This is a genomic window from Mannheimia glucosida (assembly GCF_046267875.1).
Lineage (GTDB): Bacteria > Pseudomonadota > Gammaproteobacteria > Enterobacterales > Pasteurellaceae > Mannheimia > Mannheimia glucosida.
On sequence record NZ_CP176502.1, the window covers coordinates 392488 to 405147 of the forward strand.

At 46.4% G+C, this 12660-nt stretch carries 7 protein-coding genes, 4 tRNA genes and 4 rRNA genes; 7 read left to right on the top strand and 8 right to left on the bottom strand.

Features of this window, described 5'->3' with window-relative positions; genetic code table 11:
* The first annotated feature begins 8 nt into the window (after positions 1-8).
* The 7 genes from fumC to prmA all read left to right on the top strand — a co-directional run bounded on the left by fumC (position 9) and on the right by prmA (position 6357).
* Positions 9-1403 (top strand): class II fumarate hydratase, encoded by a 1395-nt coding sequence (gene fumC, locus ACJ7Z2_RS02000; protein WP_409500632.1) that lies wholly within the window; start codon positions 9-11, stop codon positions 1401-1403.
* Positions 1404-1528: 125 nt separating this feature from the next.
* The gene (lptM, locus tag ACJ7Z2_RS02005; protein ID WP_006248213.1) at positions 1529-1639 is read left to right on the top strand and encodes an LPS translocon maturation chaperone LptM; all 111 of its coding nucleotides are present in this window, start codon (positions 1529-1531) and stop codon (positions 1637-1639) included.
* Positions 1640-1744: 105 nt separating this feature from the next.
* A complete protein-coding gene (gene lysA / locus ACJ7Z2_RS02010; protein ID WP_409500633.1) occupies positions 1745-2995 on the top strand; it encodes a diaminopimelate decarboxylase in 1251 nt (416 codons plus the stop codon).
* A gap of 13 nt (positions 2996-3008) precedes the next feature.
* Entirely contained in the window at positions 3009-3638 is a 630-nt protein-coding gene (locus tag ACJ7Z2_RS02015) for a glutathione S-transferase family protein (RefSeq protein ID WP_409500634.1), read from the top strand.
* A 70-nt stretch (positions 3639-3708) separates the two neighbouring features.
* Positions 3709-5154, top strand: coding sequence for a metalloprotease TldD (tldD, locus tag ACJ7Z2_RS02020; RefSeq protein ID WP_409500635.1), 1446 nt, complete (start codon positions 3709-3711; stop codon positions 5152-5154).
* Positions 5154-5465, top strand: coding sequence for a hypothetical protein (locus ACJ7Z2_RS02025; RefSeq protein ID WP_409500636.1), 312 nt, complete (start codon positions 5154-5156; stop codon positions 5463-5465). The genes tldD and ACJ7Z2_RS02025 overlap by 1 nt, the downstream gene beginning before the upstream one ends.
* Before the next feature lie 10 nt (positions 5466-5475).
* Positions 5476-6357: a 50S ribosomal protein L11 methyltransferase gene (gene prmA / locus ACJ7Z2_RS02030; RefSeq protein WP_126301330.1), complete on the top strand. Its 882-nt coding sequence runs from the start codon at positions 5476-5478 to the stop codon at positions 6355-6357.
* A 175-nt stretch (positions 6358-6532) separates the two neighbouring features.
* Here prmA and ACJ7Z2_RS02035 read toward each other — a convergent pair.
* The 8 genes from ACJ7Z2_RS02035 to ACJ7Z2_RS02070 form a co-directional block, all read right to left on the bottom strand.
* Positions 6533-6608, bottom strand: a tRNA-Trp gene (locus ACJ7Z2_RS02035).
* A gap of 64 nt (positions 6609-6672) precedes the next feature.
* Positions 6673-6749 (bottom strand) — tRNA-Asp (locus ACJ7Z2_RS02040).
* Between the two features lie 10 nt (positions 6750-6759).
* Positions 6760-6875 (bottom strand): 5S ribosomal RNA (gene rrf, locus ACJ7Z2_RS02045).
* 76 nt (positions 6876-6951) lie between these two features.
* Positions 6952-7067 (bottom strand): 5S ribosomal RNA (rrf, locus tag ACJ7Z2_RS02050).
* A gap of 123 nt (positions 7068-7190) precedes the next feature.
* Positions 7191-10088: ribosomal RNA gene (locus tag ACJ7Z2_RS02055) — 23S ribosomal RNA — on the bottom strand.
* Between the two features lie 324 nt (positions 10089-10412).
* Positions 10413-10488: transfer RNA gene (locus tag ACJ7Z2_RS02060), tRNA-Ala, on the bottom strand.
* 56 nt (positions 10489-10544) lie between these two features.
* Positions 10545-10621, bottom strand: a tRNA-Ile gene (locus ACJ7Z2_RS02065).
* 75 nt (positions 10622-10696) lie between these two features.
* Positions 10697-12236: ribosomal RNA gene (locus tag ACJ7Z2_RS02070) — 16S ribosomal RNA — on the bottom strand.
* Together the 16S, 23S and 5S rRNA genes with 4 tRNA genes alongside form the textbook arrangement of a ribosomal RNA operon.
* Positions 12237-12660 lie beyond the last annotated feature (424 nt).

The following is a 12660-nucleotide window of genomic DNA, read 5'->3' on the forward strand; positions in this document are numbered from 1 at the left end:
AGCGAATCATGGAATTCCGTATCGAAAAAGACACAATGGGCGAAGTGCAAGTTCCTGCCGATAAATACTGGGCGGCGCAAACCGAGCGTTCACGCAATAACTTTAAAATCGGGCCGGAGGCATCAATGCCGGCGGAAATTATCGAGGCGTTTGGCTATCTGAAAAAAGCGGCTGCCTATGCTAATCACGATTTGGGTGTGCTAGCGGTCGAAAAACGGGATTTAATTGCAAAAGCCTGCGATGAGATTTTGGCGAATAAGCTGGACGATCAATTCCCGCTGGTGATTTGGCAAACCGGATCGGGTACACAATCAAATATGAACGTGAATGAAGTAGTAGCGAACCGTGCGCACGTTTTAAACGGCGGTAAGCTAGGCGAAAAATCGATTATTCACCCGAACGATGATGTGAATAAATCCCAATCTTCCAACGACACCTACCCGACCGCAATGCACATCGCTGCTTACAAAAAAGTGGTGGAACATACCCTGCCTTGTGTGAAACGCTTGCAAAAAACCTTAGCGGAAAAAGCCGAAGCCTTTAAAGATGTGGTCAAAATCGGGCGTACTCACTTAATGGACGCCACTCCGCTCACTCTCGGTCAAGAGTTCTCTGCCTATGCAGCACAGTTAGCGTTCGGCATTAAAGCATTGGAAAACACCCTGCCACACCTGCGTGAGCTGGCTCTCGGCGGCACAGCAGTCGGCACCGGCTTGAATACCCCGAAAGGTTACGATGTGAAAGTGGCGGAATACATTGCGAAATTCACCGGTTTACCGTTCGTTACTGCCCAAAACAAATTTGAGGCACTTGCGACTCACGATGCGATTGTCGAAACCCACGGGGCATTAAAACAACTTGCGGTGTCGCTCTACAAAATTGCCAACGATGTCCGTTTATTAGCCTCCGGTCCTCGTTCAGGCATTGGCGAAATTCTGATTCCGGAAAACGAGCCGGGTTCATCAATTATGCCGGGCAAAGTAAATCCAACCCAATGCGAAGCGATGACAATGGTCTGCGCCCAAGTATTAGGCAACGATGTCACTATATCCTTTGCCGGTACGCAAGGGCATTTCCAACTGAATGTCTATAAACCGGTGATGGCGTACAACTTCTTACAATCCGCCCAGTTACTCGGCGATGCGTGTGTGTCGTTTGATGAACATTGTGCGGTCGGTATTGAGCCAAACTACCCACGCATTAAACAGCAGCTCGACCAATCGCTGATGTTAGTGACCGCATTAAATACTCACATTGGTTATGAAAATGCAGCGAAAATCGCCAAAACTGCCCACAAAAACGGCACAACATTAAAAGAAGAAGCGATTAACTTAGGCTTAGTTACGGCAGAACAGTTTGATGAATGGGTTCGTCCGGAAGATATGGTAGGCAGTTTGAAATAAGCCAATTTTTCGCTTGTAGCCTAATTTACACCTCAATCTACCAGTAAGATTGAGGTGTAATTTTTTATAGCGAGGGTACTAATTTTGTTTTAGAATGAAGCATCATTTTTTAAGCGGAAAAACCTATGAAAAAACTCATTTTAATCGCATTAGTAACTACTTTAGGCTTAAGTGCTTGCGGGGTCAAAGGCCCACTCTACTTCCCTGAGCAAGCCCCTAAACACGAACAAAAATAAGCATTGCAAGCGGTCTGTTTTTGCTAAAATTTTGCAAATTTTTGTGAAAAAGCGACCGCTTGTTGCCTCTTTTTCTTTCAAAATCCCAAACACAACGGACTTTCAATGAACCATTTTGAATATAAAAATAACCAACTTTTTGCCGAAGAAGTCGCTATTGCCGATATTATCGAGCAATACGGCACGCCGGCTTATGTTTACTCCAGAGCCACCCTTGAACGCCACTGGCACGCATTCAATAATGCGTTCGGCTCGCACCCACACCTTGTTTGCTTTGCAGTCAAATCTAACTCTAACATTGCCCTATTAAATGTAATGGCTCGTCTCGGTTCAGGCTTTGATATTGTCTCTCAAGGCGAGTTGGAGCGAGTTCTAGCAGCTGGTGGCGAAGCCTCTAAAGTTGTCTTTTCCGGCGTGGCAAAATCGCACAGCGAAATCAAGCGAGCGTTGGAAGTCGGGATTCGTTGCTTTAACATTGAATCTATTTCCGAACTTCACCGCATTAACCAAGTTGCCGGTGAGCTAGGCAAAATCGCACCAATTTCACTGCGAGTAAACCCGGATGTGGACGCCCACACTCACCCCTACATTTCCACCGGTTTAAAAGAAAACAAATTCGGCGTGAGCGTTACTCAAGCCCGTGAAGTGTATCGCTTAGCCAAAACCTTGCCGAATGTGAGAATTACCGGTATGGATTGCCACATCGGCTCGCAATTAACCGAATTGCAACCGTTTTTAGATGCAACCGATCGCTTAATCGTCTTAATGGAGCAACTGCGTGAAGATGGCATTGAGCTACACCACTTAGACTTAGGCGGTGGTTTAGGCGTACCTTACAACGGCGAAGAGCCTCCGCACCCGACTGAGTATGCCAAAGCCTTGCTGGAAAAGCTCAAAGGCTATGAAAACCTAGAAATCGTTATTGAACCGGGGCGTGCTATTACCGCAAATGCCGGCATTTTAGTGACGAAAGTGGAATATTTGAAACAAAATGAAGATCGCAATTTTGCGATTGTCGATACCGGTATGAACGATATGATTCGCCCGGCTCTGTATGAAGCCTATATGCAAATTACGGAAGTGGATAAAACCTTAAACCGTGACAAAGCTGTTTACGATGTGGTCGGTCCGATTTGCGAAACTTCAGATTTCTTAGGCAAACAAAGAGAACTGGCGATTGCTGAAGGGGATTTAATCGCTATGCGTTCTGCCGGAGCTTATGGTGCGGCAATGTCTTCAACCTACAACTCTCGCCCACAAGCGGCAGAAATTATGGTTGATGGCAACCAAGCCCATTTAATTAAAGCCCGAGCCACTTTTGCCGATTTATGGCGTTTAGAAAAATTATTACCTTAATGAGGAAGAAAAGATGAAATTATATGGATTAACCGGTGCTTGTTCATTTGTGCCACACGTTGCCCTAGAGTGGGTGAAATTGCGTGCCAATCAAGATTATGCGTTTCAAGCTGTCAGCCGTGAATTTATTAAATCGGCGGAATATCTGGCGTTAAACCCTCGTGGCAACGTACCATTGTTGGTTGATGGCGACTTGGCCCTCACGCAAAACCAAGCTATTGTCCACTATTTAGACGAGCTTTATCCGGAAGCTAAATTATTCGGCAGCAAAACCGCTCGTGATAAAGCCAAAGCGGCTCGTTGGTTAGCTTTTTTCAATTCAGATGTGCATAAATCATTCGTGCCACTGTTCCGCTTACCAAGTTATGCGGAAGGTAATGAAACGCTCACCAAAACCATTCGCCAACAAGCGGCTGAGCAAATTTTAGAACAACTGGCTTTTGCCAATGCTTATTTAGAAAATCATATTTTCTTTGGTGAAGAAATTTCGGTTGCCGATGCGTATCTCTACATTATGCTCAACTGGTGTCGCCTACTAGGGTTGGATTTCTCTCACCTTTCCCAACTTTCCGCCTTTATGCAACGAGTGGAGGCAGACCAAGGTGTGGATAATGTGCGTGAACAAGAAGGCTTAAAAGGTTAATTCACCATTGTTCACTTAAGACGGTAGATTTTATGTTAGAATCTACCGTCTTTTATTTTTAGGAATCACCATGCTAAATCAGGTTTCAAACAGCTTACTTGCTCCAAGTGGGCTTGAATTATCGCACTTAACTCAAGTGTTAGATCACTTCTCCGGCCGTCATATTGATTATGCCGATCTCTACTTCCAACTCAGCCAAGACGAAAGCTGGAGCTTGGAAGATAGCATCATCAAAGAAGGCGGTTTTTATATCGACCGAGGGTTCGGTGTGCGTGCTATATCAGGCGAAAAAACCGGCTTTGCCTATGCCGATCAAATCACATTAAAACAGCTTGAACAATGTGCCGCTGCCGCACGCTCAATCAGCCCAACAAGCGGTCAATTATCGGTAAAAAATTTCAAAAAAACGACCGCTTGTTCTCGCTACCCGGCAATCAACCCGCTAGAGACAATCAGCCGTGAACAAAAGGTCGAATTGCTCCATTTAGTGGATCAAACCGCTCGAACGGCAGACCCGAGAGTGATTCAAGTGAATGCGAATCTCTCAGCGGTATATGAAGAAATGTTAGTGGCAGCGACTGACGGCACACTGGCTGCGGATATTCGTCCGTTAGTGCGTTTATCTGTGTCGGTACTGGTGGAACAAAATGGCAAACGGGAACGAGGTTCAGCCGGAGCCGGTGGTCGCTTTGGTTTAGACTGGTTCTTAGCAGCAAGCGAAACCGGCTTTAGCCGTGCGGAATCGCTTGCCAAAGAAGCCGTTCGCCAAGCCCTTGTGAATCTCACTGCCATTCCTGCACCGGCAGGCACAATGCCGATTGTTCTCGGTGCCGGCTGGCCAGGCATTTTGCTCCACGAAGCAGTTGGTCACGGCTTGGAGGGGGATTTTAACCGTAAGGAATCTTCACTCTTTAGCGGTAAAATTGGGCAAATGGTCACCTCTGAGCTTTGCACCATTGTTGATGACGGCACAGTGCCGAATATGCGAGGCTCAATCACGGTAGATGACGAAGGCGTGCCTTCGCAACGTAATGTGTTAATTGAAAACGGCATTCTAAAAGGCTATATGCAAGACAAACTCAATGCCCGCCTGATGGGGGTTGCCCCAACAGGCAACGGCAGACGCGAATCTTACGCTCATTTGCCAATGCCACGAATGACCAACACCTACCTCACCGAAGGCAATCACGAATTTGAAGAGATGATTGAATCGGTCGAATACGGTTTATATGCTCCACACTTCAGCGGCGGGCAAGTGGATATTACCTCCGGCAAATTTGTGTTCTCCACCGCCGAAGCCTACTTAATCGAAAAAGGCAAAATCACCAAACCTGTCACAGGAGCAACCCTGATCGGCAGTGGTATTGAAGCAATGCAACAAGTTTCAATGGTCGGTAAAAAAATGGAACTCGACCCCGGCATCGGCACTTGCGGCAAAGAAGGGCAATCCGTACCGGTCGGCGTAGGACAACCTACGGTGAAGCTGGATAAAATCACGGTGGGGGGAAGAGGGTAATGGAAAAACCAATGGTTTCATATTGGAAAGAAGATACAATAGAAATTTATATTGATGAAGATGGAGATGGAGATGGAGATGGAGAGCAAGTTATTATTTTAGGCACATATGATCACAAAAACTCAGGAAATCCTCAATTAGCTATTGGCATTCATTGGAGAAATTATCCAAACTCTCGAGGGTATCTCTCCCCTTGTGTTCTTTCTACAAAAAATGCAACAGCATTATTAAATGGTTTGCTACTTGGGGAGCAAGATAAAAAGAAAATAGATATCCTACAAAAGGCCCTCTTACGAATTAATAAACAATAGGAAAATCAAAATGGCTTGGGTACAAATTCGTTTAAACAGTACAGATAAACAGGCTGAGGAAATCAGCGATTTTTTAACCGAGATTGGAGCGGTGTCGGTGACTTTTATGGATAGTCAAGATACCCCAATTTTTGAACCTCTTCCGGGGGAAACCCGTCTTTGGGGAAATACCGATGTAGTTGGGCTTTTTGATGCGGAAACTGATATGAATCTCATCGTAGAAGCACTAAAAACCAGCAAATTAGTGGACGAAAACTTTGCTCACAAAATCGAGCAAATCGAAGACAAAGACTGGGAACGGGAGTGGATGGATAATTTCCACCCAATGCAGTTTGGCAAGCGTTTATGGATCTGCCCAAGCTGGCGTGAAGTGCCTGACCCGAATGCAGTTAATGTGATGCTCGACCCCGGGCTTGCATTTGGCACCGGCACACACCCAACAACCTCGCTCTGCTTACAATGGTTAGATAGCTTAGATTTAGAAGGCAAAACGGTTATCGACTTCGGCTGTGGTTCAGGTATTTTAGCTATCGCTGCACTTAAACTCGGTGCAAAACAAGCCATCGGGATTGATATCGACCCACAGGCGATTTTAGCTAGTCAAAACAACGCCGAGGCGAACGGCGTAGCAGAGAAACTACAACTTTTCTTAGCCAAAGATCAGCCAAAAGAGTTACAAGCCGATGTTGTTGTTGCGAATATTCTAGCCGGCCCACTCAAAGAGTTAGCACCAAATATTATCACACTGGTTAAACCAAACGGAGATTTAGGCTTATCTGGTATTCTTACTACTCAGGCTGAAAGTGTGTGTGAGGCTTACACCGAAGCCTTTACGCTAGACCCTGTTGTAGAAAAAGAAGAATGGTGTCGTATTACAGGTCAAAAAATCTAATAAAAGCCCTGTTTAAAACAGGGCTTACGTTTTTTTAAATACTACGACTTACTACTCCCCTATCTTAGCAACTATCTCCCGGACACTAACTAACACAAGCGGGAGAAATAACAGAAAAATTTACAAATTATATAAATGAAAAAACCGACTGAAATTTCAGTCGGTTTCTAATATCTGGCAGGGGCGGAGAGGCTCGAACTCCCAACACCCGGTTTTGGAGACCGGTGCTCTACCAATTGAACTACGCCCCTATTGATAGCTATTTATTTTGTACTTATAGGGGCAAATAATTATTTGCCCCTATGTTTAAATTATTGGCGGAACGGACGGGACTCGAACCCGCGACCCCCTGCGTGACAGGCAGGTATTCTAACCAGCTGAACTACCGCTCCTAAATTAATAGATTGATAATGCCCTACTCTCACATGGCGAATCACCACACTACCATCGGCGTTACTGCGTTTTACTTCTGAGTTCGGGATGGAGTCAGGTAGAGCCACAGCACTCTGGTTATCAATCAAATTCGTTCTATTTAGTCAGTTTACTAATTGTTGTTTGTTTACTTATTAATAAACTCACTAAATAAATTAAAACCCCCGACGATGCTCTACTCTCACATGGCGAATCACCACACTACCATCGACGTCACTGCGTTTTACTTCTGAGTTCGGTATGGGGTCAGGTAGGACCACAGCACTCTTGTCGTCGGGAAAATTCTTTTCTATCTTCAGTTTCAGTTAATTATGCCATTAACTTCACTTTGATTCATTTCTTCTCTATTTTCGTTCTTTCTTCTCAATACAAAAACAAGCCTAAAAACATTTGAGCGTTGTATAGTTAAGCCTCTCGGGCAATTAGTACTGGTTAGCTCAATGTCTCACAACACTTACACACCCAGCCTATCTACGTCGTAGTCTCCAACAACCCTTACACACTTATTGTGTGGGAGAACTCATCTCGAGGCAAGTTTCGTGCTTAGATGCTTTCAGCACTTATCTCTTCCGCATGTAGCTACCCAGCAATGCCTCTGGCGAGACAACTGGAACACCAGTGATGCGTCCACTCCGGTCCTCTCGTACTAGGAGCAGCCCCTCTCAATTCTCCAACGCCCACGGCAGATAGGGACCGAACTGTCTCACGACGTTCTAAACCCAGCTCGCGTACCACTTTAAATGGCGAACAGCCATACCCTTGGGACCTACTTCAGCCCCAGGATGTGATGAGCCGACATCGAGGTGCCAAACACCGCCGTCGATATGAACTCTTGGGCGGTATCAGCCTGTTATCCCCGGAGTACCTTTTATCCGTTGAGCGATGGCCCTTCCATTCAGAACCACCGGATCACTATGACCTGCTTTCGCACCTGCTCGACTTGTCTGTCTCGCAGTTAAGCTTGCTTATACCATTGCACTAACCTCACGATGTCCGACCGTGATTAGCAAACCTTCGTGCTCCTCCGTTACTCTTTGGGAGGAGACCGCCCCAGTCAAACTACCCACCAGACACTGTCCGAGACCACGTTTCGTAATCTTCGTTAGAACATCAAACGTTAAAGGGTGGTATTTCAAGGACGCCTCCACAATCACTGGCGTGACTGCTTCTAAGGCTCCCACCTATCCTACACATCAAAATTCAATGTTCAGTGTCAAGCTATAGTAAAGGTTCACGGGGTCTTTCCGTCTAGCCGCGGGTACACCGCATCTTCACGGCGATTTCAATTTCACTGAGTCTCGGGTGGAGACAGCCTGGCCATCATTATGCCATTCGTGCAGGTCGGAACTTACCCGACAAGGAATTTCGCTACCTTAGGACCGTTATAGTTACGGCCGCCGTTTACTGGGGCTTCGATCAGGAGCTTCTCTTTCGATAACACCATCAATTAACCTTCCAGCACCGGGCAGGCATCACACCCTATACGTCCACTTTCGTGTTTGCAGAGTGCTGTGTTTTTAATAAACAGTTGCAGCCAGCTGGTATCTTCGACCGGTTCAACCTTCACCCGCGAGGGGTTACAATCTACGCCGGCGCACCTTCTCCCGAAGTTACGGTGCTATTTTGCCTAGTTCCTTCACCCGAGTTCTCTCAAGCGCCTGAGTATTCTCTACCTGACCACCTGTGTCGGTTTATAGTACGGTTTATAATAACCTGAAGCTTAGTGGCTTTTCCTGGAAGCGTGGTATCAGTTACTTCATCTCCGTAGAGACTCGTCATCACTTCTCGGTGTTAAGGAAGACCGGATTTGCCTAATCTTCCCACCTACCGGCTTAAACAGACATCCAACAGTCTGCTAACCTAACCTTCTCCGTCCCCACATCGCAGTTATTACAAGTACGGGAATATTAACCCGTTTCCCATCGACTACGCTTTTCAGCCTCGCCTTAGGGGCCGACTCACCCTGCCCCGATTAACGTTGGACAGGAACCCTTGGTCTTCCGGCGAACGAGTTTTTCACTCGTTTTATCGTTACTTATGTCAGCATTCGCACTCGTGATACGTCCAGCAGACTTCTCAATCCACCTTCTTCCGCTTACACGACGCTCCCCTACCCAACAGACTTTCGTCTGATGCCGCAGCTTCGGTGCTATATTTGAGCCCCGTTACATCTTCCGCGCAGGCCGACTCGACTAGTGAGCTATTACGCTTTCTTTAAATGGTGGCTGCTTCTAAGCCAACATCCTAGCTGTCTAAGCCTTCCCACTTCGTTTCCCACTTAATATAGACTTTGGGACCTTAGCTGGCGGTCTGGGTTGTTTCCCTCTCCACGATGGACGTTAGCACCCACCGTGTGTCTCCTGAGTATCACTCTTCGGTATTCGCAGTTTGCATCGGGTTGGTAATCCGGGATGGACCCCTAGCCGAAACAGTGCTCTACCCCCGAAGGTGTCCGCTCAAGGCTCTACCTAAATAGATTTCGGGGAGAACCAGCTATCTCCCGGTTTGATTGGCCTTTCACCCCCAGCCACAAGTCATCCGCTAATTTTTCAACATTAGTCGGTTCGGTCCTCCAGTTAGTGTTACCCAACCTTCAACCTGCCCATGGCTAGATCACCGGGTTTCGGGTCTATACCTTGCAACTAGACGCCCAGTTAAGACTCGGTTTCCCTTCGGCTCCCTTATTCAGTTAACCTTGCTACAAAATATAAGTCGCTGACCCATTATACAAAAGGTACGCAGTCACAGAATAAATCTGCTCCCACTGCTTGTACGCACAAGGTTTCAGGTTCTATTTCACTCCCCTCACCGGGGTTCTTTTCGCCTTTCCTTCACAGTACTGGTTCACTATCGGTCAATCAGGAGTATTTAGCCTTGGAGGATGGTCCCCCCATCTTCAAACAGGATATCACGTGTCCCGCCCTACTTGTTGTTAGCCTAGTATCACAATAAGGTTTTAAGGTACGGGATTATCACCCTCTACGATTGTCCTTCCCAGAACATTCCCCTAACTTCACTGCTATCACTAACTGGCTCTTTCGCGTTCGCTCGCCGCTACTAACGAAATCTCGGTTGATTTCTTTTCCTCGGGGTACTTAGATGTTTCAGTTCTCCCGGTTTGCCTCACACAGCTATGTATTCACTGGGTGATAGTAGGTTCTTCACCTACTGGGTTTCCCCATTCGGACATCTTGGATTAAACGCCTCTTATCGACTCATCCAAGCTTTTCGCAGATTAGCACGTCCTTCATCGCCTCTGATTGCCAAGGCATCCACCTTGTGCGCTTAGTCACTTAACTATACAACCTCAAATGTTTTCTAACACTTCTAAAAAATTAAAAGTAAAAAGTAAAAAACTATGAAGTCAGTTTACAACTAAACACTTGACTGCTTTTGTTCAGTCAAGATTTTTTACTACTCAGACTTTCAATTTATTCGTTATCACTTATGTATAATTACTTATGCGTAACGAACTTGAAATATCTCTCAGTTTTTCAGCTTGTTTCTATATTGTTAAAGAACAAAGATTATGGCTTTCGCCTATCATCATACCTAAAATTGCAAAACATTCGGCATTTTTAACCGCTTGTAATCTTAGGTATGATGACTAAAGTCATGATGATTGGTGGAGATAAGCGGGATCGAACCGCTGACCTCCTGCGTGCAAGGCAGGCGCTCTCCCAGCTGAGCTATATCCCCATTTCATCTTCCGTTTTCTTCACTCATAGTCGCTTCGCTTTCGCTTGCCTTCTGAGTGGTGGGTCTGAGTGGACTTGAACCACCGACCTCACCCTTATCAGGGGTGCGCTCTAACCACCTGAGCTACAGACCCAACGGATGACCTTCGGTTTTGTCTTCTTTTATCAAACAATCTGTGTGAACACTTGCTGTCGTTCTTGATTATCGGTAAGGAGGTGATCCAACCGCAGGTTCCCCTACGGTTACCTTGTTACGACTTCACCCCAGTCATGAATCATACCGTGGTAAACGCCCCCCTTTCGGTTAAGCTATCTACTTCTGGTACAACCCACTCCCATGGTGTGACGGGCGGTGTGTACAAGGCCCGGGAACGTATTCACCGCAACATTCTGATTTGCGATTACTAGCGATTCCGACTTCATGGAGTCGAGTTGCAGACTCCAATCCGGACTTAGACGTACTTTCTGAGATTCGCTCCCCATCGCTGGCTCGCCGCCCTCTGTATACGCCATTGTAGCACGTGTGTAGCCCTACTCGTAAGGGCCATGATGACTTGACGTCATCCCCACCTTCCTCCGGTTTATCACCGGCAGTCTCCTTTGAGTTCCCGACCGTATCGCTGGCAACAAAGGATAAGGGTTGCGCTCGTTGCGGGACTTAACCCAACATTTCACAACACGAGCTGACGACAGCCATGCAGCACCTGTCTCATGGTTCCCGAAGGCACTCTCATATCTCTACAAGATTCCATGGATGTCAAGAGTAGGTAAGGTTCTTCGCGTTGCATCGAATTAAACCACATGCTCCACCGCTTGTGCGGGCCCCCGTCAATTCATTTGAGTTTTAACCTTGCGGCCGTACTCCCCAGGCGGTCGATTTATCACGTTAGCTACGGGCACCAAGCTTAAAGCCCAATCCCCAAATCGACAGCGTTTACGGCGTGGACTACCAGGGTATCTAATCCTGTTTGCTCCCCACGCTTTCGCACATGAGCGTCAGTACATTCCCAAGGGGCTGCCTTCGCCTTCGGTATTCCTCCACATCTCTACGCATTTCACCGCTACACGTGGAATTCTACCCCTCCCTAAAGTACTCTAGTTGTCCAGTCTGAAATGCAATTCCCAGGTTAAGCCCGGGGCTTTCACACCTCACTTAAACAACCGCCTGCGTGCCCTTTACGCCCAGTTATTCCGATTAACGCTCGCACCCCCCGTATTACCGCGGCTGCTGGCACGGAGTTAGCCGGTGCTTCTTCTGTGATTAACGTCAATCGACTGTTCTATTAAAACAATCGCCTTCCTCGTCACCGAAAGAACTTTACAACCCGAAGGCCTTCTTCATTCACGCGGCATGGCTGCATCAGGGTTCCCCCCATTGTGCAATATTCCCCACTGCTGCCTCCCGTAGGAGTCTGGACCGTGTCTCAGTTCCAGTGTGGCTGGTCATCCTCTCAGACCAGCTAGAGATCGCGGGCTTGGTGAGCCTTTACCTCACCAACTACCTAATCCCACTTGGGCTCATCTTATGGCAGGTGGCCAAATGGTCCCACCCTTTAGTCCTAAGACATTACGCGGTATTAGCTACCGTTTCCAGTAGTTATCCCCCTCCATAAGCCAGATTCCCAAGCATTACTCACCCGTCCGCCACTCGTCAGCAAAGAAGCAAGCTTCTTCCTGCTACCGTTCGACTTGCATGTGTTAAGCCTGCCGCCAGCGTTCAATCTGAGCCATGATCAAACTCTTCAATTCAAAAAGTTTAATCGCTCAATACTGCTGACATAAAATCGCACTTTCAAATTTAAACCTAATTAAAATCAGGTTAAAAGAAAGTAATGAATTTCTAGTTAGCACCTACTAAGACTTCAAAATTAAAAAATATTTTTAAATCAAGTCAATCAACAAGTGCCCACACAGATTGTCTGATAAATTGTTAAAGAACAAAAAGAAACGACGCACTGGAAATCAATTTTAAATCGTTCACAACAGTGCGTCGTTGTGTGCTGCGTATTATAGGGAAAAACAAAAACAACGCAAGTGGTTTTTGTAAAAAATTTGAAAAAAGATCTTTTTTGCAGATATTTAATACAAAACGATCGTTTTATCGGCAAAATTTCTAATATTTGCAAATTTTCTTATAAATTCGACCGCTTGTTAGCATATAAAAATGAAAAGA